Origin of the sequence: Pseudomonas fluorescens, from assembly GCF_041354075.1 — a bacterium.
In the GTDB taxonomy this organism is placed as follows: Bacteria; Pseudomonadota; Gammaproteobacteria; order Pseudomonadales; family Pseudomonadaceae; genus Aquipseudomonas; species Aquipseudomonas fluorescens_CE.
Genome location: NZ_JARZGC010000024.1, coordinates 58,377 through 79,204, shown reverse-complemented (window position 1 = coordinate 79,204; position 20,828 = coordinate 58,377). Strand labels below are relative to the sequence as shown.

The following is a 20,828-nucleotide window of genomic DNA, read 5'->3' as shown; positions in this document are numbered from 1 at the left end:
TCACCATGCTCCCTGTCAAATCCCTGGCCCTGCTCGGCCTGCTGTTCGCCACCCAGGTCTCGGCCCATGGCCTGTGGACCGAACAGCGTCGCGGCAACATCGAAGTGATCTACGGCCACGGCGCCGAAGACAACGCTTTCAAGGCGCAGAAAATCAGCGGTGCCTGGGCGTATGACGCCAATGCCAGAATGATCCCGGTGACCGTTCAGCGCCTGGCCGATCACGCCCGCCTGCAACCGCTGAAACCTCCCGCCGTCATTGCCGTGGCACTGAACAACGGCATGTGGTCGCAGACGGCGGACAAAAAGTGGATCAACGAAGGGCGCAGCAAAGTGCCGGGAGCCATCGAGTCGACCCAGACCTTCAAGTACAGCCTGGCGCTTTATCAGCCGGGGGCGAAGCTGCCCAAACTCGACTCGATCAAATTGCTGATTCTGCCGGAGGTCGATCCACTGACCGTCGGCCCCGGCAACCCACTGCCGGTGCGGGTCCTGCTGGATGGCAAACCGGCAGCAGGCGTGAAGCTGGTCGGCGACTATCGCAACGCGCCGAACACTTTGACCACCGAAACCGACAAGGACGGGCGGGCGCAGGTTCTGGTGCGCAATGAGGGGCTGAATGTGATTGCAGCGCAGGTGCAAGTGCCGGTGAAGGACAGTGCAGATATCAGCAGCCGCGGGTTGTTCAGCTCGCTGACCTTCCTGGGCGAAGCGCATCACGAATAGATCGCCCTCTAATGTGGGAGCGAGCCTGCTCGAGCCAGGAGCTCAATTCCGGCATGGATGGATAATGAGTTCAAAATAGCTATCGCGAGCAGGCTCGCTCCCACACCTGTCTTTATTTCAATAAGGTCTAATCCCCTGTCATTTCTGACAGTGACTGGCAACTATTCACAACCCTATGCTTCCCCGGCAGATAACTTTCAAATTGCGTGAGGAAGGCTCATGGGAACTCAACAGGAGTTTGACGTTAAATCCGTCAGGGAATTCGAGATTGGAGAGGCCACCATCAAGTGGAAGGGGCAGACGCTCAAGTCGAAGATCGTCTATTTCAACCAGAGCCTGGTTTACGCCACCTTTTTACAGGCAGAGGGCAGCTCGAGGGGCGGAACGGAGAACGATGTATTCATTGCAAGTTTTACCGACAATCCGCCGATGAACTTTCAGGAGTTTTACGAGAAAGGTAAAACACCGCACCGTTACAGCTGGGTTCTGGTTTATGACAACACCCGTCATGAACCAAGGACGGGTGCCATCACCGGGGCCTTCAAGAACGCTTATCGAACAGTCGAGGCCAACATCGTCATGACATTTGGAGACGATGACAGCGCCATCATCAACTTCAAGGCAGACAAGCGTTAAAGTCGAGCCGGGCGCAAGACGCATGGCGATTCTCACGGCATGACGCAGTTCCCACGAAAAACCGGGAACCGCGTCAACCCTCCCGTCAGAGTTGCCCAAGCCCCTCGATCAAGGCCTGATTCTGCTCCGGCGTACCGATCGAAATTCGCAGGAATTGCGCAATGCGCTCCTGCTTGAAGTGCCGGACGATAACTCCTTGCTCGCGCAACTTCGCCGCCAGGCCTGCCGCATCGTGCTGCGGATGACGGGCGAAAATGAAGTTGGCCGCCGACGGCAGCACTTCAAAGCCCTTGGCCTGCAGTTGTTCCGTGACCCACTCGCGGCTTTCGATGACCAGGCGACAGGTCTTGTCGAAGTACTCACGATCTTCGAAGGCCGCCGCCGCCCCTACGTTCGCCAGGCGGTCCAGCGGGTAGGAATTGAAGCTGTTCTTGATCCGCTCCAGCGCCTCGATCAGGTCCGGATGCCCCACCGCCAGGCCAACCCGCAGGCCGGCCAGCGAACGGGATTTGGACAGGGTCTGGGTGACCAGCAGGTTCGGATAGCGGTCCACCAGACTGATCGCGGTTTCACCCCCGAAGTCGATGTAGGCCTCGTCCACCACGACCACCGAATCCGGGCTGGCCTTGAGGATCTGCTCGACCGCGTCCAGGGCCAGCAGGCAACCGGTCGGGGCGTTCGGGTTGGGGAAAATGATCCCGCCGTTCGGCTTCGCGTAGTCCGCCGGATCGATCTGGAACTGCGCGTCCAGCGGCACCGCCTCGAACGTGATGCCGTACAACCCGGCGTAGACCGGATAGAAGCTGTAGCTGATGTCCGGGAACAGCAGCGGTTTATCGTGCTGCAACAAGCCGTGGAAAACGTGCGCCAGGACTTCGTCGGAACCATTGCCGAGGAACACCTGATCGCTTTTCACCCCGTAATAGCGGGCGACGGCGTTTTTCAGCAGGTCGCTGTTCGGGTCCGGGTACAGGCGCAGGTTGTCGCTGAGCTCGGTCTGCATGGCGGCCAACGCCTTGGGCGATGGACCGTACGGATTTTCGTTGGTGTTGAGCTTCACCAGTTTCGCCAGTTTCGGTTGCTCGCCCGGTACGTAGGGCACCAGGTTCTTGACGAACGGGCTCCAGAATTTACTCATATTCAGTTTCCCTGCCCTTGAAAGTCTTTATCGGCGATGCGGTATTCGGCACTGCGCGCGTGGGCGCTCAACGATTCGCCACGGGCCAGTACCGAGGCAGTCTTGCCCAGTTCGGAGGCGCCGGCTTCGGAGCAGAAGATGATCGACGAGCGTTTCTGGAAGTCGTACACACCCAGCGGCGACGAGAACCGCGCGGTGCCGGACGTTGGCAATACGTGGTTCGGGCCTGCGCAATAATCGCCCAGGGCTTCGGAGGTGTGGCGACCCATGAAGATCGCACCCGCGTGGCGGATCTGCGGCAACCAGGCCTGCGGATCGGCCACCGACAATTCCAGGTGCTCCGGCGCAATGCGGTTGGCGACTTCGATGGCCTGTTCCATGTCGCGCACCTGAATCAACGCACCACGGCCATTGATCGAGGTCTCGATGATGGCGGCGCGGTCCATGGTCGGCAGCAATTTGGCAATGCTCGCGGCCACCTGGTCGAGGAATTCGGCATCCGGGCTGACCAGGATCGCCTGGGCGTCCTCGTCGTGCTCGGCCTGGGAGAACAGGTCCATGGCGATCCAGTCCGGGTCGGTCTTGCCGTCGCACACCACGAGGATTTCCGACGGGCCGGCAATCATGTCGATGCCGACCTGGCCGAACACGTGACGCTTGGCGGTCGCGACATAGATGTTGCCCGGTCCCACCACCTTGTCCACCTGCGGCACGCTTTCCGTACCATAGGCCAGCGCGGCCACCGCCTGCGCACCACCGATGGTGAACACGCGGTCGACGCCGGCAATGCAGGCCGCAGCCAGCACCAGTTCATTGATTTCACCGCGCGGGGTCGGCACCACCATGACCACTTCGGTCACGCCGGCAACCTTGGCCGGAATCGCGTTCATCAACACCGACGACGGGTAAGACGCCTTGCCGCCCGGTACGTACAGGCCGGCGCGATCCAGCGGCGTGACCTTCTGGCCGAGCACGGTGCCGTCGGCTTCGGTGTAGGTCCAGGAATCCTGCTTTTGCTTCTCGTGGTAGCTGCGCACCCGGGCCGCGGCTTTCTCCAGCGCTTCACGCTGTGGCACGGTGATCCGGGTCAGGGCCAGTTCCAGGCGCTCGCGCGGCAGGATCAGGTCGGCCATGGACTTGACGTCCAGGCCGTCGAACTGCCGGGTGAACTCCACCAGCGCCGCATCGCCACGCTCGCGCACCGCCTTGATGATGTCCAGCACACGCTGATTGACCGAGTCGTCAGACACACTTTCCCAGCTCAGCAAATGATCCAGATGATGTGCGAAATCCGGGTCAGCAGCGTTGAGTCGGCGAATTGCAGTCAGTGCGGTCATAGCGAGAGCCTCATAGGATTGGCAAAAACTCAGGCGCCCTAACTTAGCAGTCGTTTCCGCTTGGGCACCCGAGAATTCTGGCTATGAGGCGGATAGACGGGCGCGACTCAACGTCGCGCAGGTGAATCAGCCGCGGTGTCGAGACTCCACTGCCTTGCGCAGGGTGTCGATCAACGCCTGGATTCGGGCGTGCTGCATTTTCATCGAAGCCTTGTTGACGATCAGCCGGGAGCTGATATCGGCGATGAAATCCTGCGGTTCCAGGCCGTTGGCCCGCAGCGTGTTGCCGGTGTCGACCACGTCGATGATCTTGTCGGCCAGACCGATCAGCGGCGCCAGCTCCATCGAGCCGTACAGCTTGATGATGTCGACCTGACGGCCCTGTTCGGCGTAGTAACGCTTGGCAACGTTGACGAACTTGGTGGCGATACGCAGGCGGCCCTTGGGCTCGACCGCGCCGACCTTGCCGGCCGTCATCAGCTTGCACCGGGCAATCTGCAGGTCCAGCGGTTCGTACAGGCCCTGGCCACCGTATTCCATCAACACATCTTTACCGGCGACGCCCAGATCAGCGGCACCATGCTCGACGTAGGTCGGCACATCGGTGGCGCGCACGATCAGCAGGCGTACATCGTCCTGGGTCGTGGGAATGATCAGCTTGCGGCTCTTGTCCGGATTCTCGGTCGGCACGATGCCCGCTTCGGCGAGAAGCGGCAGGGTGTCGTCAAGGATGCGGCCCTTGGACAGTGCGATGGTCAACATGGGAAACGTCAGTCCTTATCAAGGTACTCATGCCCGATCGCAAATGGCGCCGGACACAGATCGAGGGTGCAACCACCCTCGACTTGGAACAATTCGACGGGCACGTCCCTGTGCCCATGACGCAGAAACTAGCCCGGAACGCGACGGATCCTGGCACCCAGCATCTGCAGTTTTTCCTCGATGCACTCGTAGCCACGGTCGATGTGGTAGATGCGGTCGATCAGGGTGTCGCCTTCGGCGATCAGCGCCGAGATCACCAGGCTCGCCGAAGCACGCAGGTCGGTGGCCATCACTGGCGCGCCCTTGAGTTTTTCGGTACCGGTGACGATGGCGGTGTTGCCCTCGACCTGGATCTTGGCGCCCATGCGGTGCAGTTCATACACATGCATGAAGCGGTTTTCGAAGATCGTCTCGATCACAGCGCCGGTGCCTTCGGCAATGGCGTTGAGCGAAATGAACTGCGCCTGCATGTCGGTCGGGAACGCCGGGTACGGAGCGGTCCGCACGTTCACGGCCTTGGGCCGCTTGCCGTGCATGTTCAGCTCGATCCAGTCTTCACCGGTGGTGATCTCGGCGCCGGCTTCGCGAAGTTTTTCCAGAACGGCTTCGAGGATGGTCGGATCGGTGTCCTTGACCTTCACACGACCGCCGGTCACGGCAGCGGCCACCAGGTAGGTGCCGGTTTCGATACGGTCAGGCATCACCTTGTAAGTGGTGGTGTGCAGGCGCTCGACGCCATCGATGGTGATGGTGTCGGTGCCAGCACCGGAAACCTTGGCGCCCATCGCGTTCAGGAAGTTAGCCAGGTCGACCACTTCCGGCTCGCGTGCGGCGTTGGCCAGCACGCTGCGGCCCTTGGCCAGGGCAGCGGCCATCATGATGTTCTCGGTACCGGTCACGCTGACGGTATCGAAGAAGAAGTGCGCACCGCGCAGGCCGCCTTCAGGGGCCTTGGCCTTGATGTAGCCGCCTTCGACGTCGATGATCGCGCCCATCGCTTCCAGGCCACGGATGTGCAGGTCGACCGGACGCGAACCGATGGCGCAACCGCCGGGCAACGCGACTTCGGCTTCACCGAAACGGGCGACCATCGGCCCCAGTACCAGGATCGACGCACGCATGGTTTTAACCAGTTCGTACGGAGCGATCAGGGTCTTGATGGTGCGCGGGTCGATTTCGACTGCCAGCTTCTCGTCGATCACCGGTTCGATGCCCATGCGGCCGAACAGCTCGATCATGGTGGTGATGTCGTGCAGGTGCGGCAGGTTGGCGACCGTGACCGGCCCGTCGCACAGCAAGGTAGCCGCCAGGATCGGCAGGGCAGAGTTCTTTGCCCCGGAGATGCGGATCTCGCCATCAAGACGAGTGCCACCGGTAATAATCAGTTTATCCATAAGAATCTCGACGCCCTTGGGCTCAGGTGCGCTCGGCCCAGGCCGTGCTGCTGAAAAATTTCATAGTGACCGCATGGATGCTGCCATCGGTGATCCATGGGTTCAAATGGGCATAGACCTGCTGCTGACGCTTCACCGGGCTCAACGCCGCCAGTTCATCGCTGATCACGTTCAGCTGGAAATTGCAGCCTTCGCCTTCAACTTCCACCTGCACGTGTGAAAGAGATTCGGACAGCTTTCCTTCAAGGAAGCTCTTTACTTCGGTGGCCTGCATGCTCAACCTCAATCGGCGCCCTGTGCGCGCGGGTCGGACATCATACAAAAAAGCCCCGCGCCTGCGAACCCCGCGAAGCAGGACTCTGACGGGGGGCTTCCCTGCCGATGCGGTTAGGGATGCGCCAACAGCTCGGTCAGCTCGCTGACCTGAGCGATTTCACGCATGTCTTCGGGCATTGCACGGATGCTCAGCGACTTGCCGGCCTGCTGGGCATCACGCATGAAACACAGCAACAGCGACAAGCCGACGCTGCTGGACTTCAACACCGCCGAGCAATCCACCACCAACGCGCTGGCCTTGCTCGCCTTGATCAGCGCCTGGCCCTGCTTGCGCAGGCCCGGGCCGGTCATGTAGTCCAGCATGCCGCTGAGCATCAGCTCGCCGGATTCGGTCATGCGGATGGCCGATACACTCATTGTGGCGACTTCTCGCTGGCTTCCTTGGCCTTGGCGACTTCACCGGCCCAACCATTGATGGTCTTGTCCAGGTCGTTGCCATTGCGCTGCATCGCATCGGCGAATTGATCGCGGAACAGCTTGCCAATGTTGATGCCGTTGATGATCACGTTGCGCAGCTTCCACTCGCCGTTGATCTTCTCCAGGGTGTACGACACCGGATAGATCGCGCCGTTGTTGCCCTTGACGGTCATGCCGACGCTGGTGCGGTCGCCGGACTCATCCTTGGGCGGATCGACGACGATCCCCTGGTTGTTGTACTCGAGCAGCGCATTGCCATAGAACTGGAACAGGCCGCGCTTGAAGTTTTCCTCGAAGGTCTTCATCTGCGCCGGCGTGGCCTTGCGCGAGTACTTGACCGTCATGATGCTCTTGGAAATGCCTTCGGCATCCACCACAGGACCGACGATGGTGTTCAACGCTGCATAGAAGTCGTTCGGGTCCTGCTTGTATTTCTCCTTGTTGGCCGACAGGTCCTGGAGCAACCGGTTCGTGGTGTCCTCGACCAGGTCATGCGCAGAAGGCGCCGCCACGGCGTGAGCCATCAGCGGCATGGCCGCGAGTAATACCAACAGGCCGCGTCGTAAGGTAGAAATCATTCAAATGCTCCTCATTTGGCGTCTTTGCTAACGGTATTGAGCAGGAATTTACCGATCAGGTCCTCGAGCACCAGCGATGACTGGGTATCGTGGATGGTCCCACCCTCCTTGAGCAGGGTTTCTTCGCCACCCACGCTGATGCCGATGTATTTCTCACCCAGCAGACCCGCCGTCAGAATAGATGCAGTGGAGTCAGTCGGCAGGTTATCCACCCGTTTTTCCAACTGCATCGTCACCCGGCCGGTGAAGCTGTCGCGGTCCAGATCGATCGCCGTGACCTTGCCGATGGTCACACCGGCCATGGTCACTTTAGCTCTGACCGTCAAACCGGCGATATTGTCGAAATAGGCATAAAGTTTATACGTTTCGGTGGTTGCGCTCGGGGACAGGCCACTGACCCGCAACGCCAGCAGCAACAAAGCCAGGATGCCAGCCAGCAGAAAAAGGCCGACACCGATTTCCAGGGTGCGGTTTTGCATCAGAAATCTCCAAACATCAAGGCGGTCAAAATAAAGTCCAGGCCGAGTACAGCCAACGAGGCGTACACCACGGTCTTGGTAGTGGCACGACTGATCCCCTCGGATGTGGGCTCGCAGTCATAGCCTTGGAATACGGCGATCCAGGTCACGACAAAGGCAAAGACGAGACTTTTGATGATGCCGTTGAGCACATCGTCAGTGAACGTCACGCTGTTTTGCATGTTGGACCAGTAGGAACCTTCATACACACCCAGCCAGTCAACGGCTACCCACGAACCGCCCCAGATGCCCACGACGCTGAAAATCATCGCCAGCACCGGCAGGGAAATGAAGCCGGCCCACAGGCGCGGGGCAATGATGTACTTGAGCGGGTCGACGCCAATCATTTCCAGACTGGACAACTGCTCGGTGGATTTCATGTTGCCGATTTCCGCCGTCAGGGCCGAACCGGCGCGGCCGGCGAACAGCAAGGCGGTGACCACGGGGCCCAGTTCGCGCAGCAAGGTCAGGGCCACCATTTGCCCGACCGCCTGCTCCGAACCGTAGCTGGACAGGATATTGAAGCCCTGCAGCGCCAGCACCATGCCGATGAACACCCCGGAGACCACGATGATCACCAGGGACATCACGCCCACCGAATGCAGCTGCCTGACCAGCAGGCCGAAGCCGCCGCCAATGCCACCGCGCCCGAGCAAGGCGTGAAACAGAAAGATGGTAGAACGACCGAACGCGGCCAGCACGTCGATGCCGGCGTGACCGAAACGACGTATGCGTTCAAGGAGTGAAGTCTTGCGCATCAACGCTTCCCCAGAAGATCTGCGCGGTAATCCGTCGCTGGAAAGTGGTATGCGACCGGGCCGTCGGGTTCGCCGGTCATGAATTGGCGAATCCGTGGCTCCTGGGAGTTCATCAACTCTTCAGGCGTGCCCTGCCCCAGGACCTGGCCCTCGCCAACCACATAGATGTAGTCGGCAATGCTCGCGGTCTCGGCCAGATCGTGGGAAACCACGATGCTGGTGATGCCCAGGGCGTCGTTGAGCAGACGGATCAGGCGCACCAGTACGCCCATGGCGATAGGGTCCTGGCCGACGAAAGGTTCGTCATACATGAGAATCTGCGGGTCCAGGGCAATCGCGCGGGCGAGCGCGACCCGGCGCTTCATGCCGCCGGACAGCTCCTCGGGCATCAGGTCGATGGCGCCACGCAGCCCGACCGCCTGCAACTTGAGCAGCACGATGTCCCGGATCATATCTTCCGGAAGCTCGGTGTGAACCCGCAGCGGAAAGGCGACGTTCTCGAACACGTCGAGATCGGTGAACAGCGCGCCACTCTGGAACAGCACACCCATGTGCTTGCGTGCATCGAACAGATCGCTGCGCGACAACTTCGGCAGGTTCTGACCGTTGACCCAGACTTCGCCCTTGCTCGGACGCAACTGGGCGCCCATCAAACGCAACAGTGTGGTCTTGCCACAGCCGGAAGGCCCCATGATGCCGGTGACCTTGCCGCGCGGAATACGGATATCGACGTTATTGAAAATGCTGCGCGCACCGCGCTTGAAGGACACTCCCTTCAGCTCGACCGCGTAGGCGTTATCGGCACTCATCTAAACTCCTTGCGATGCAGCCTCTCACTCGGACGCCTGTCTTTCTGACGAAAGCACATACCTCCCCGGGCGGGCCGAACTGGCGGCGAACTATATCACTGCAAAGGCTGGGCCCCCAAGCGCCAACCCGGCCCTGCCCCACCGGATGATGAAAAAATGACGTCAATTACACGCATTCAGTAACAAGGAATGACAAAGCGTGACGAACTTGCGTGAGGGTTTCGATCATTACCGCTATAATCGCCGCCTTTTCATCAGGCTAAACGATTTCTGACATGAGCCAATCAAGCGAGCTGGTCCAATCGGCACAACGCACCATCCGCCTCGAACTGGAAGCCGTACAAGGCTTGCTGCCCCGTATCGATGCGGATTTCGTACGCGCTTGCGAGATGATTCTGGCCAGCAAGGGCCGGGTGGTCGTGGTCGGCATGGGCAAGTCCGGGCACATCGGCAACAAGATTGCCGCGACCCTGGCCAGCACCGGCACCACGGCGTTTTTTGTCCACCCGGCCGAAGCCAGCCACGGCGACATGGGCATGATCACCCGGGACGACATCATTCTGGCCTTGTCGAACTCCGGCTCCACCAATGAAATCGTCACCCTGCTGCCATTGATCAAGCGCCTGGGCATCCAGTTGATCAGCATGACCGGCAATCCCGAGTCACCGCTGGCCAAGGCGGCCGAGGTCAACCTCAACGTGCACGTCGAGCACGAAGCCTGCCCGCTCAACCTCGCGCCGACGTCCTCGACCACCGCCGCCCTGATCATGGGCGACGCCCTGGCGGTGGCGCTGCTCGAGGCCCGCGGCTTCACCGCCGAAGATTTCGCCTTTTCCCACCCGGGCGGTGCACTCGGCCGACGCCTGCTGCTGAAAGTCGAAGACGTCATGCACGCCGGGCAGGAGTTGCCGCAAGTCCAGCGCGGCACGCTGCTCAAGGACGCGCTGATGGAAATGACCCGCAAGGGCCTGGGCATGACGGTCATCCTGGAAGCCGACGGCAAGCTGGCCGGGATCTTCACCGACGGCGACCTGCGCCGCACCCTGGACCGCAGCATCGACATCCACAGCGCCACGATCGATCAGGTCATGACCGCCCACGGCAAGACCGCCCGCGCCGAAATGCTCGCCGCCGAGGCCCTGAAAATCATGGAAGACCATAAAATCAGCGCACTGGTCGTGGTCGACGGCAACGATCGTCCGGTCGGCGCCCTGAACATGCACGACTTGCTGCGTGCAGGAGTAATGTAATGAGTGCGGACCTGCTGCAACGCGGCAAACAGATCAAACTGGCGGTATTCGATGTCGACGGCGTGTTGACCGACGGTCGCCTGTACTTCCATGAAGACGGCAGCGAATTCAAGGCCTTCAGCACACTCGACGGCCAGGGCATCAAGATGCTCATGGCGGCCGGGGTGCAGACGGCCATTATCAGCGGTCGCAAATCCCCGGCGGTTGAACGCCGGGCGATGAACCTGGGCATCCCCCACGTTTTCCAGGGTCGCGAAGACAAGCTGGTGGTGCTGGACGGGCTGCTGGCCGAACTGGGCCTGAGCTACGAAAACGTCGCCTACCTCGGTGACGACCTGCCTGACCTGCCGGTGATTCGCCGGGTTGGCCTGGGCATCGCGGTGGCCAATGCCGCCAGTTTTGTCCGTGAACACGCTTACGGTGTCACCCAGGCCCGTGGCGGCGAGGGTGCCGCCCGCGAATTCTGCGAACTGATCCTGCGTGCCCAGGGCCGCCTCGATGCGGCCAACGCCGCGTACCTGTGAGCCAACTATGCTGAGCAAGAAAATTCGCAACGTCCTGGTGTTCGGTTGCATCGCAGCGATCTTCGCTGCGGTCGGCTACTGGAACATCAGCCCGGAACGCTTCCTCGACAAGCCGGCGGCCAAGACTCAGGACAGCCCCATCGACTGGTACGCGACCAATACTCACACCTTGCAATACCTCGAAGACGGTCGCGTGCAGTACGAAATGACGTCCGACAAGGCCGAGCACGTGAAAGCCACCGACATTACGCTGGTCACCAAACCGGACCTGAACATGTACCGGGGCACCGACTTCCCGTGGCATGTGACCAGCGACCGTGGTGAAGTGAATCCCGGCGGCACCGAGGTCGAACTGATCGACAACGTGCGCGTCAAGCGCACCGACGAAAAGAAACGCGACACCCTGATCACTTCCACCCGCATGACCGTGTTCCCACAGCAGCAATATGCGCAGACCCAGCAACCCGTTAGAATCGACGGCGCCGGCGGCGTATCGACTGGCGTAGGCATGAAAGCGTATCTGAAGGACAGCAGGATACACCTGCTATCGAACGTAAGAGGACAGTATGAGGCTCGTTAAAACTCTCCCTATTTTGCTCGGTCTGGGCGCAGCACTGGGAAGCGTGAGCGCCTGGGCTCTGCCGACCGATCAGCAGCAGCCTATCCGCATTCAGGCCGACGACGCCCAGCTGGACGACAAGAATGGCGTGGCCACCTACACCGGCGACGTCATCATCACCCAGGGTTCGATGAAGGTCACCGGCAACAAGGTGACCATGACCCGCGCCCCGAACGGCGACATCGACGTGGTGACCTCGGTGGGCAACCTGGCCTACTTCGAGCAACTGCAAACGGCGGGCGACACCAAGCCGGTGCAGGGCTACGGCGTCACCATCCAGTACCACGCCACGCAAGACCGCGTGGTGCTGATCGATCGCGCGAAGGTGATCGACAAGGACGGCAACGTGACCCAGGGCGAGAAAATCGTCTATGACACCAACAAGAAGCTCGCCAGCGCCGGCCGCGCCACAGGCACCAACGTGACCGAATCGCGTCCGCGAATCGACATGGTGATCCAGCCGAAAAAGAAAACCGACGAGCAAAAGGCCCAGTAATGGCAACTCTGAAAGCTCAGCATCTGGCCAAGAGCTACAAGAGCCGCCAGGTCGTGCGTGACGTCAGCCTGTCCATCGACAGCGGTCAGATCGTCGGCCTGCTCGGCCCCAACGGCGCCGGCAAGACCACCTGTTTCTACATGATCGTCGGCCTGGTCCAGGCCGATCAGGGCCGCGTCCTGATCGACGACCTGGACGTCAGCCACCAGCCGATGCACGGTCGTGCGAAGGCCGGTATCGGCTACCTGCCGCAGGAAGCCTCGATCTTCCGCAAGCTCTCCGTTGCCGACAACATCATGGCGATCCTCGAGACCCGCAAGGAACTCGACAAGGCCGGCCGTCGCAAGGAACTGGAAAGCCTGCTGCAGGAATTCCACATCAGCCACATCCGCGACAACCTCGGCATGAGCCTGTCCGGTGGTGAACGCCGCCGCGTGGAAATCGCCCGCGCACTGGCCACCAGCCCGAAATTCATCCTCCTCGATGAACCGTTCGCCGGTGTGGACCCGATTTCCGTCGGCGACATCAAGCAGATCATTCACCACCTCAAGGCCAAGGGCATCGGCGTGCTGATCACGGACCACAACGTCCGCGAAACCCTGGACATCTGCGAAACTGCCTATATCGTCAACGATGGGCAACTGATCGCCGAAGGTGACTCCGCCACCATCCTGGCCAACGACCTGGTCAAGGAAGTTTACCTGGGCCATGAGTTCCGCCTGTAAGCGCCGAAGCGCCAGGCTGGGCGGCCGAGCGCTCGTAGCGATGAAAAATCAAGGCTTTTTTATTGTTACAGCGCTCTAGGCAAACGATGTAGTTTCAGGCATATAATTTGCTTATGTTTGGCGCTTCGGCGCCCTGTAGTGGATGGCGCATGCGCGCCGGAATAAGGTGTTAAGCCCCTGCCATGAAACCATCGCTAGTCTTGAGAATGGGCCAGCAGCTGACGATGACACCGCAGCTGCAACAGGCCATCCGCCTGCTCCAATTGTCGACCCTGGACCTGCAACAGGAAATCCAGGAGGCCCTGGAGTCCAATCCGATGCTCGAACGTCAGGAGGAAGGTGAAGACTTCGACAACTCCGACCCCATGGCCGACAACGTCGAACAGAAGCCCAATACCGAAATTCAGGAACCCTCCTACCAGGAAAGCGCGCCGACGGTCGACAACCTCGAGGAAGGCGACTGGAACGAGCGCATCCCCAATGAACTGCCGGTCGACACCGCCTGGGAAGACGTTTACCAGACCAGCGCCAGCAGCCTGCCAAGCAACGATGACGACGAGTGGGATTTCACCACCCGCACCTCTGCCGGTGAAAGCCTGCAAAGCCACCTGTTGTGGCAACTGAACCTGGCGCCGATGTCCGACACCGACCGCCTGATCGCCGTCACCCTGATCGACTGCATCAACAACCAGGGCTACCTGGACGAGACCCTCGAAGAAATCCTCGAGGCCTTCGATCCGGAACTGGACATCGAACTGGACGAGATCGAAGCCGTCCTGCACCGCATCCAGCAATTCGAGCCGGCCGGCATTGCCGCCCGCAATCTCGGCGAATGCCTGCTGCTGCAATTGCGCCAACTGCCCGCCAAGACGCCCTGGCTGACCGAAGCCAAGCGTCTGGTCAGCGACTACATCGACCTGCTCGGCAGTCGCGACTACAGCCAGTTGATGCGCCGCATGAAGCTCAAGGAAGACGAGCTGCGCCAGGTGATCGAACTGGTACAGAGCCTTAACCCGCGCCCCGGCTCGCAGATCGAGTCCACCGAAGCCGAATACGTCGTTCCCGACGTGATCGTGCGCAAGGACAACGAGCGCTGGCTGGTGGAGCTGAATCAGGAATCGGTGCCAAGGCTGCGGGTCAACGCCCAATATGCCGGTTTCGTGCGTCGCGCCGACACCAGCGCCGACAACACCTTCATGCGCAATCAGTTGCAGGAGGCGCGCTGGTTCATCAAGAGCCTGCAAAGCCGCAATGAAACCCTGATGAAAGTGGCCACCCAGATCGTCGAGCATCAGCGCGGTTTTCTGGAATACGGCGATGAAGCCATGAAGCCGCTGGTCCTGCACGACATCGCCGAAGCGGTGGGCATGCACGAATCGACGATTTCCCGGGTGACCACACAGAAATTCATGCATACCCCTCGCGGTATTTATGAGCTGAAATACTTTTTCTCCAGCCATGTCAGCACCTCCGAAGGCGGCGAATGCTCGTCCACGGCGATTCGCGCAATCATCAAGAAACTGGTTGCGGCCGAAAATCAGAAAAAGCCGTTGAGTGACAGCAAGATCGCTGGTTTACTGGAGGCACAAGGCATTCAGGTGGCTCGCCGCACCGTCGCCAAGTACCGCGAATCCCTCGGGATCGCGCCTTCGAGCGAACGCAAGCGGTTGATGTAGGGCCACGCCACAGCGTTCCAGTGGTAGATCATCGGGTCTACCGCTTTATGCACTGGCAACGAAGGAGAAGCTGTATGCAAGTCAATATCAGTGGACACCAACTGGAAGTGACCGAACCTCTTCGCACCTACATCGGCGAAAAACTCCAACGACTGGAGCGGCATTTCGACAAGATCACCAACGTGCAGGTCACGATGACGGTCGAGAAGCTGAAGCAGAAAATCGAAGCCACGCTGCATATTCCCGGCAATGAAGTGGTCGCCAACGCGGAACATACCGACATGTACGCGGCGATCGACGCCTTGACCGACAAGCTGGATAAACAACTCAAAAAGCATAAGGAAAAGACCCAGAGCCTCCTTCAGGGCGCGACCGGTCGTTAACACTCCCAACCCATGATCCGACTTGAAAGCATCCTGACCCCCGGCCGTTCCCTCGTGAACGTGCCGGGAGGCAGTAAAAAGAAAGCCCTTGAGCAAATTGCCAACCTGATCGCACGGGAAGTCCCCGATCTGGAGATGCAAGATGTTTTCGAGGCCCTGATAGCCCGTGAAAAACTCGGCTCGACCGGTTTTGGCAACGGCATCGCCATTCCTCACTGTCGGCTCAAAGGCTGCACCTCGCCCGTCAGTGCCTTGATGCACCTGGATGCACCCATCGATTTTGACGCCATCGACGGCGCGCCGGTTGACCTGCTGTTCGTGCTGCTGGTCCCGGAAGCCGCCACCGATGCGCACCTTGAATTGCTCCGCCAGATCGCCAGCATGCTCGATCGCAAGGAAGTGCGTGATCGCCTGCGCAGCGCTTCGAGCAATGAAGCCTTGTATCAGGTCGTCCTGGACGAGCAGAACGGGCACTAATCATGCGTTTGATCATCGTCAGTGGCCGTTCCGGCTCAGGTAAAAGCACCGCGCTCGACGTGCTCGAGGACAACGGTTACTACTGCATCGACAACCTTCCCGCAGGGTTGTTGCCGGAACTGGCCGAGCGCGCGCTGATCCATACCGAGCTGACACAACCGCTGGTCGCCGTCTCCATCGACGCGCGTAACCTGCCGAGCCATCTCAGCCGCTTTCCCGAACTGCTCGAGGAAGTCCGCAGCCGGCATATCCAGTGCGATGTCCTGTACCTGGATGCCGATGAAGAGACTTTGCTCAAGCGCTTCTCGGAAACCCGTCGTCGTCACCCGCTGAGCAGCGCCAACCGCTCCCTGGCCGAGGCGATCGAGGATGAGGCCAGCCTGCTGGGGCCGATTGCCGACCTCGCCGACCTCAAGGTCAACACCACCAATCTGAACCTGTATCAGTTGCGCGATACCATCAAGCTGCGTCTGCTGAACCAGCCGGAACCCGGAACGGCGTTCCTGGTGGAGTCCTTTGGCTTCAAGCGCGGCATGCCGGTGGATGCCGACCTGGTGTTCGATGTGCGTTGCCTGCCGAACCCTTACTGGAAGCCGGAACTGCGCGAACAGTCCGGGCTTGATCAACCGGTTGCCGAGTACCTGGCGGCACAGCCGGACGTCGAGGAGATGTTCCAGGACATTTCCACGTACCTGCTCAAATGGCTGCCGCGCTTTGCCGCCAGCAACCGCGCGTACGTGACCATTGCCATTGGCTGTACGGGCGGGCATCACCGCTCCGTCTACCTGACCGAACGTCTGGGCCAGGTCCTGCAACAATCCCTGAAGAACGTCCAGGTCCGCCACCGCGACCTCAGCTAAAGGATTCACATCGCGATGCCTGCTCTGGAAATCGAAATCATCAACAAGCTGGGTCTGCATGCCCGTGCCTCCGCCAAGTTCGTTGGCGTCGCCGGTCAATTCCCCTGCCAGATCAGGGCCGGACGCACGCCGACCTCGATGGTCGACGGCAAGAGCATCATGGCCATGATGATGCTCGCTGCCGGCAAGGGCACCCGGATTCATTTGAGCACGGAAGGCGAGCAGGAACAGGAAGCGCTGGATGCGCTGGTGGCGTTGATCAACAACTATTTCGACGAAGGCGAATGAAGAGCGTCCTGTAGTCGCCGCAGAGCCGACGACTACAAAGCCCGTGTCACGCCAACGCCGTGTCCATCACCATCATCAGGCAAAAGCCGATCAGCAGCCCGAGGCTGGCCAGCTTGTCGTGACCATGGCGGCGCGACTCGGGAATCACCTCATGGGTGACCACCAGCAACATCGCCCCCGCCGCCAGCGCCAGCCCCAACGGCAAGAGCAGCTCGGCCAGGCTGACCAGCCAGGCACACAACAGCGCAAAGATCGGCTCGACCAGCCCAGAGGCAGCACCGATCAGGAACGCCTTGATCCGCGTCATGCCCGCGCCGGCCAGCACCAGGGCAATCACCAGACCTTCCGGCACATCCTGCAGGGCGATGCCCATGGCCAGGCTATCGGCGTCGGGCATGCCGCCACCCGCCGAAACGCCGACGGCCATGCCTTCGGGAATGTTGTGGGCGATGATGGCGAACACGAACAACCAGATGCGCGGCGGTATAACCGGCCGCTCGGGTGTGCCAACGAGCATTTCCGGCGAGGCGCCGGACACTTTGCGATCGACCAGAAACAGGCCGAACGCCCCCAGCATGATGCCGAAACTGATCAGGCCGCTGGCGGCCCAAGGCGTCATTCCAAGGTTTTCTGCCGCCGAAATACCGGGAACGATCAGCGAAAACGCTGTCGCCGCGAGCATCACGCCGGCGCCGAAGCCGAGCAGCGTATCGCTGACCGCCTGCGGCATCCGACGAATCACCAGCACCGGAACCGCCCCCAGTGCCGTACCCAGCGCGCAAAGTGCACCGCCCTGCAACGCACGCAGCAGTTTCGGTTCAAGACCCAACCACGCCAGACCCTGGGCAACCAGCAAGCTCATTCCCGCCAGCAGTAACAGCGACCCCAACGCGTAACGAAACATTCGTCCACTTCCGATCGCCAGTGTTTCAGTGCCCATAGTCAGCCCTGGATTATTTTTATAAAAGCCTTAAACCAGTGCAGCCTGATAGCGCGCAGCAACTTCAGGCCAGTTGATGACATTGTAGAAAGCATTGATGTATTCCGGGCGGCGATTCTGGTATTGCAGGTAATAAGCGTGCTCCCAGACATCCAGACCGAGGATTGGCGTGTTGCCATTCATCAGCGGACTGTCCTGGTTGCCACTGCTTTCAACGACCAGGGTCTTTTGCGGGGTTACGCTCAACCAGGCCCAGCCGCTGCCGAAGCGGGTCAGCGCAGCCTTGGTGAAGGCCTCCTTGAAACGCTCGAGACCGCCCAGTTGCTCATCGATGGCCTTGGCCAGCGCGCCGTCCGGCTCACCGCCACCGTTGGGCACCATGACCTCCCAGAACAACGAGTGGTTGGCATGACCGCCCCCCTGATTGATCACCGCTCCGCGCAGTTTTTCCGGCAACTGCTGGACGGCCGCCACCAGTTTTTCCACCGGCCACTCGGCGAACTCGGTGCCCTCGACGGCGGCGTTGAGGTTGTTGATGTAGGTCTGATGGTGTTTGGTGTAGTGGATTTCCATGGTTTGCGCATCGATATGCGGTTCCAGGGCATCGTAGGCATACGGCAAGGCAGGCAAGCTAAAAGCCATTTCAATGGACTCCATGAGGTAGGGACGCGGGTGGCGATGCGACATCGATGTGCAGCAGATGATGGGTACGCGGATATTCGCCGTGCTCGCTGATGAAATTCAGCAGTTCGACGTAGGTTTTGCTGCTCTGGCGCAACGCCGCTTCGCGCAGCGCCGGCGCCAGTCGTTGATCCTGAATGGTCTTGAGCAGGCGCTGGTGGATGGCGCACAGGTATTCGGCGCTCTCCTCCGGCTGGTTCAGACGCAGATGCAGGTCCGCGAGGTTGTGGTGGGAAATCACGCAGGCGGCCACCGCTTCATCGGCATCGGGCCAGCGCTCGAACAACACCTGGGCCAAAGCGAGCGCCTGCAGGTAGGCCTCGCGGGCATCCACCAATTCGCCCAGCATGAAACAGCGGTTTGCCCTTTCGATTGTGCGTTTCCAGTGTTCCATGGTGAGCCTCCAGGGCGGTTGCGGTGATTACACGCCGCCTGCGGTGAGTTTTTCCGGGTTGAGCAGTTCTTCCAGCTGGCTACGTGACAGGTCGGTGTGTTCCAGCGCTACATCGATGACCGGTCGACCCTGTTGATAGGCCTTCTTGGCGATCTCCGCGGCTTTCTGGTAACCAATGATCGGATTGAGCGCCGTCACCAGAATCGGGTTGCGCGACAGCGCTTCCTTGATTCGGGACTCGTTGACCTTGAAGCTGGCGATGGCCTTTTCACCCAGCAGATGGCTGGCGTTGGCCAGCAACTCGATGCTGCTCAGCAGGTTCTGGGCGATGATCGGCAGCATGACGTTCAATTCGAAATTGCCCGACTGACCGGCGATGGCGATCACCGTGTCGTTGCCAATGACCTGGGCGGCGACCATGGCGGTTGCCTCCGGGATCACCGGATTGACCTTGCCTGGCATGATCGAGGAGCCCGGCTGCAAGGCTTCGAGTTCGATTTCACCCAGGCCGGCCAGTGGGCCGGAATTCATCCAGCGCAAATCGTTGGCGATTTTCATCAACGACACCGCCGTGGTTTTCAACTGCCCGGAGAGCGCCACGGCCGTGTCCTGAGAGCCGATCAGGGCAAAAAGGTTGGCCCCTGGCTGGAACGGCACCTGGGTCAAGCGGGTCAGTTCCCCGCTGAAGCGCGCAGCGAACTGCGGATGCGCGTTGATCCCGGTCCCCACGGCGGTACCGCCTTGCGCCAGGGATTGCAGGCTCGGCAGCAACCCTTGCAGGTGACCGATATTGGCCTTCAGCTGTTGCGCCCAGCCGTTGAGCACCTGACTCATGCGCACCGGCATCGCATCCATCAGGTGCGTGCGACCGGTCTTGACATGGTGATGCACCTCTTCAGCCTTGCGCTCGATCACCTGGACCAGACGCGTCAACGCCGGCAGCAGTTGCTCATGCAACGCCAGCGCGGCGCTGACATGGATGGTGGTCGGGATGATGTCGTTGCTGCTCTGGCCGCAATTGACGTGATCGTTGGGGTTCACCGGCTCGCCGAGTCGGCGGCTGGCGAGCGTCGCGATCACTTCGTTCGCGTTCATGTTGGAACTGGTGCCGGAGCCGGTCTGGAAGATATCCACCGGGAAGTGCTGCATGAAATCGCCCTTGAGCAACTCCAGCGCGACTTCGACGATGGCGCTGCCCTGCGCTTCGCTGATCTGTTCCAGTTCGATGTTGGCACGGGCGGCTGCAGCCTTGGCCAGGATCAGGGCGCGGATGAACTGCACTGGCATCGGCTTGCCGCTGATCGGGAAGTTGTCCACCGCACGCTGGGTCTGTGCGCCGTAGAGCGCATCCACCGGCACCTGAAGCTCGCCCATGCTGTCGCGCTCAATACGAGTCTTGGTCATCTGTAAATCCTTGCACCAGTTCCAGAAGAGGGATCGAAGGTTGCAGCTCGCAGGTCGCCAGTTGCCAGGTGTAGCTCTGCCAGCGCTTGAGGCGGCACTTGCACAGGGACAGGCGTTCGAGATCACGCAACGGGCGCCAGGCCTGGTCCAGGCAGAAGGTGCGCCAGTGCCACGGCAGCGCGACATCGGCGGCGGTGTCGAGCAGCAAACGGAAGGTGGTTTCGGCGATGGTCCAGGGTGAAGTGGCCGTGCAACACGCCAGGTACCGGCCTTCGGCCAGGTAATGTTCGATCAGGCGCGGCTCATCGGGGTCCAGCGCGCAACGGATCTGGCGACTCATCCAGCGCCAGCTGTCGAGGTACGGCTGCTCGTGCAAGGCAGAACTCATGTCTCGGGCTCATTCGATAATGAGATTTATTATTATATGATAATGAGAACCAAAACAAGCCTGCCAAGGTTTATGTCTTCTACTGTAGGAGCGAGCTTGCTCGCGATAGCGGTGTATCAGGCACTCGTGTTTCGACTGTCTTGCCGCCATCGCGAGCAAGCTCGCTCCTACAGAGGGGAGGTTGTAAGGATAAAAAAGGCGGGCCCCCCCCTGGGGGGGGCGCCGTTTTGAATAAACCAAACGTTTATCTAACCCCGAACCGCCAACCGTAGCTAAGCACCCCCCCCCGGGGGATAATTTTTGGCCCGAACCGGG

The 20,828-nt window shown here is 60.5% G+C and carries 27 protein-coding genes; 12 read left to right on the top strand and 15 right to left on the bottom strand.

Annotated features, from left to right (window positions below):
• Positions 1–5: 5 nt before the first annotated feature.
• Both QIW53_RS23615 and QIW53_RS23610 read left to right on the top strand, forming a co-directional pair.
• Positions 6–725: a DUF4198 domain-containing protein gene (locus QIW53_RS23615; RefSeq protein ID WP_371051980.1), complete on the top strand. Its 720-nt coding sequence runs from the start codon at positions 6–8 to the stop codon at positions 723–725.
• A 219-nt stretch (positions 726–944) separates the two neighbouring features.
• Positions 945–1,361 (top strand): hypothetical protein, encoded by a 417-nt coding sequence (locus QIW53_RS23610; RefSeq protein WP_371051979.1) that lies wholly within the window; start codon positions 945–947, stop codon positions 1,359–1,361.
• 85 nt (positions 1,362–1,446) lie between these two features.
• Here the strand turns inward: QIW53_RS23610 and hisC are convergent, their stop codons facing one another.
• From hisC to QIW53_RS23560, 10 genes are all read right to left on the bottom strand, one after another.
• Positions 1,447–2,499, bottom strand: a complete 1,053-nt coding sequence (gene hisC, locus QIW53_RS23605) for a histidinol-phosphate transaminase (RefSeq protein WP_371051978.1) — start codon at positions 2,497–2,499, stop codon at positions 1,447–1,449.
• A gap of 2 nt (positions 2,500–2,501) precedes the next feature.
• The gene (gene hisD / locus QIW53_RS23600) at positions 2,502–3,836 is read right to left on the bottom strand and encodes a histidinol dehydrogenase (RefSeq protein ID WP_371051977.1); all 1,335 of its coding nucleotides are present in this window, start codon (positions 3,834–3,836) and stop codon (positions 2,502–2,504) included.
• A gap of 126 nt (positions 3,837–3,962) precedes the next feature.
• Positions 3,963–4,598: an ATP phosphoribosyltransferase gene (hisG, locus tag QIW53_RS23595; RefSeq protein WP_192309717.1), complete on the bottom strand. Its 636-nt coding sequence runs from the start codon at positions 4,596–4,598 to the stop codon at positions 3,963–3,965.
• 128 nt (positions 4,599–4,726) lie between these two features.
• Positions 4,727–5,992: a UDP-N-acetylglucosamine 1-carboxyvinyltransferase gene (murA, locus tag QIW53_RS23590; RefSeq protein WP_371051976.1), complete on the bottom strand. Its 1,266-nt coding sequence runs from the start codon at positions 5,990–5,992 to the stop codon at positions 4,727–4,729.
• 22 nt (positions 5,993–6,014) lie between these two features.
• Positions 6,015–6,266, bottom strand: a complete 252-nt coding sequence (locus tag QIW53_RS23585) for a BolA family protein (protein ID WP_371051975.1) — start codon at positions 6,264–6,266, stop codon at positions 6,015–6,017.
• Between the two features lie 113 nt (positions 6,267–6,379).
• Complete coding sequence (locus tag QIW53_RS23580; protein ID WP_192309710.1) at positions 6,380–6,685, bottom strand: STAS domain-containing protein; 306 nt, start codon at positions 6,683–6,685, stop codon at positions 6,380–6,382.
• Positions 6,682–7,323 (bottom strand): MlaC/ttg2D family ABC transporter substrate-binding protein, encoded by a 642-nt coding sequence (locus QIW53_RS23575; RefSeq protein ID WP_371051974.1) that lies wholly within the window; start codon positions 7,321–7,323, stop codon positions 6,682–6,684. Before QIW53_RS23575 ends, QIW53_RS23580 begins: the two co-directional genes overlap by 4 nt.
• 11 nt (positions 7,324–7,334) lie before the next feature.
• Entirely contained in the window at positions 7,335–7,802 is a 468-nt protein-coding gene (gene mlaD / locus QIW53_RS23570; protein ID WP_007901560.1) for an outer membrane lipid asymmetry maintenance protein MlaD, read from the bottom strand.
• Positions 7,802–8,599, bottom strand: a complete 798-nt coding sequence (gene mlaE, locus QIW53_RS23565; protein WP_371051973.1) for a lipid asymmetry maintenance ABC transporter permease subunit MlaE — start codon at positions 8,597–8,599, stop codon at positions 7,802–7,804. Before mlaE ends, mlaD begins: the two co-directional genes overlap by 1 nt.
• A complete protein-coding gene (locus QIW53_RS23560) occupies positions 8,599–9,408 on the bottom strand; it encodes an ATP-binding cassette domain-containing protein (RefSeq protein ID WP_371051972.1) in 810 nt (269 codons plus the stop codon). Before QIW53_RS23560 ends, mlaE begins: the two co-directional genes overlap by 1 nt.
• 275 nt (positions 9,409–9,683) lie before the next feature.
• Between QIW53_RS23560 and QIW53_RS23555 the strand changes: the two genes are divergently transcribed.
• The 10 genes from QIW53_RS23555 (at position 9,684) to QIW53_RS23510 (ending at position 16,706) form a co-directional block, all read left to right on the top strand.
• On the top strand, positions 9,684–10,658 hold the full coding sequence (locus QIW53_RS23555) for a KpsF/GutQ family sugar-phosphate isomerase (protein ID WP_371051971.1): 975 nt from the start codon (positions 9,684–9,686) through the stop codon (positions 10,656–10,658).
• Positions 10,658–11,182: a KdsC family phosphatase gene (locus QIW53_RS23550; RefSeq protein WP_371051970.1), complete on the top strand. Its 525-nt coding sequence runs from the start codon at positions 10,658–10,660 to the stop codon at positions 11,180–11,182. The genes QIW53_RS23555 and QIW53_RS23550 overlap by 1 nt, the downstream gene beginning before the upstream one ends.
• Before the next feature lie 7 nt (positions 11,183–11,189).
• Positions 11,190–11,762, top strand: coding sequence for an LPS export ABC transporter periplasmic protein LptC (gene lptC / locus QIW53_RS23545; protein WP_371051969.1), 573 nt, complete (start codon positions 11,190–11,192; stop codon positions 11,760–11,762).
• On the top strand, positions 11,749–12,297 hold the full coding sequence (gene lptA, locus QIW53_RS23540; protein ID WP_075947618.1) for a lipopolysaccharide transport periplasmic protein LptA: 549 nt from the start codon (positions 11,749–11,751) through the stop codon (positions 12,295–12,297). The genes lptC and lptA overlap by 14 nt, the downstream gene beginning before the upstream one ends.
• A complete protein-coding gene (gene lptB / locus QIW53_RS23535; protein ID WP_192309675.1) occupies positions 12,297–13,022 on the top strand; it encodes an LPS export ABC transporter ATP-binding protein in 726 nt (241 codons plus the stop codon). The genes lptA and lptB overlap by 1 nt, the downstream gene beginning before the upstream one ends.
• A gap of 182 nt (positions 13,023–13,204) precedes the next feature.
• Complete coding sequence (locus tag QIW53_RS23530; RefSeq protein WP_371051968.1) at positions 13,205–14,698, top strand: RNA polymerase factor sigma-54; 1,494 nt, start codon at positions 13,205–13,207, stop codon at positions 14,696–14,698.
• Between the two features lie 74 nt (positions 14,699–14,772).
• Positions 14,773–15,081, top strand: a complete 309-nt coding sequence (gene hpf, locus QIW53_RS23525) for a ribosome hibernation-promoting factor, HPF/YfiA family (RefSeq protein WP_047537716.1) — start codon at positions 14,773–14,775, stop codon at positions 15,079–15,081.
• 12 nt (positions 15,082–15,093) lie between these two features.
• Positions 15,094–15,558: a PTS IIA-like nitrogen regulatory protein PtsN gene (gene ptsN, locus QIW53_RS23520; protein ID WP_371051967.1), complete on the top strand. Its 465-nt coding sequence runs from the start codon at positions 15,094–15,096 to the stop codon at positions 15,556–15,558.
• Between the two features lie 2 nt (positions 15,559–15,560).
• Positions 15,561–16,418, top strand: coding sequence for an RNase adapter RapZ (rapZ, locus tag QIW53_RS23515; protein ID WP_371051966.1), 858 nt, complete (start codon positions 15,561–15,563; stop codon positions 16,416–16,418).
• A 15-nt stretch (positions 16,419–16,433) separates the two neighbouring features.
• Positions 16,434–16,706: an HPr family phosphocarrier protein gene (locus QIW53_RS23510; RefSeq protein WP_371051965.1), complete on the top strand. Its 273-nt coding sequence runs from the start codon at positions 16,434–16,436 to the stop codon at positions 16,704–16,706.
• A 46-nt stretch (positions 16,707–16,752) separates the two neighbouring features.
• On the opposite strand, the gene QIW53_RS23505 is transcribed toward QIW53_RS23510, so the two are convergent.
• Genes QIW53_RS23505 through QIW53_RS23485 form a run of 5 tightly spaced genes read right to left on the bottom strand, consistent with a single transcriptional unit; the run spans position 16,753 to position 20,513 of the window.
• Positions 16,753–17,646 (bottom strand): ZIP family metal transporter, encoded by an 894-nt coding sequence (locus QIW53_RS23505; protein WP_371051964.1) that lies wholly within the window; start codon positions 17,644–17,646, stop codon positions 16,753–16,755.
• Between the two features lie 30 nt (positions 17,647–17,676).
• Positions 17,677–18,288: a superoxide dismutase gene (locus tag QIW53_RS23500; protein WP_371051963.1), complete on the bottom strand. Its 612-nt coding sequence runs from the start codon at positions 18,286–18,288 to the stop codon at positions 17,677–17,679.
• Between the two features lies 1 nt (position 18,289).
• Positions 18,290–18,721: a hypothetical protein gene (locus tag QIW53_RS23495; protein ID WP_371051962.1), complete on the bottom strand. Its 432-nt coding sequence runs from the start codon at positions 18,719–18,721 to the stop codon at positions 18,290–18,292.
• Positions 18,722–18,748: 27 nt separating this feature from the next.
• Positions 18,749–20,125, bottom strand: coding sequence for a class II fumarate hydratase (locus tag QIW53_RS23490; RefSeq protein WP_371051961.1), 1,377 nt, complete (start codon positions 20,123–20,125; stop codon positions 18,749–18,751).
• Positions 20,106–20,513 carry a FagA protein gene (locus QIW53_RS23485; protein WP_371051960.1) on the bottom strand — a complete coding sequence of 136 codons (408 nt, stop codon included), beginning with the start codon at positions 20,511–20,513 and terminating at the stop codon, positions 20,106–20,108. Before QIW53_RS23485 ends, QIW53_RS23490 begins: the two co-directional genes overlap by 20 nt.
• Between the last annotated feature and the right edge of the window lie 315 nt (positions 20,514–20,828).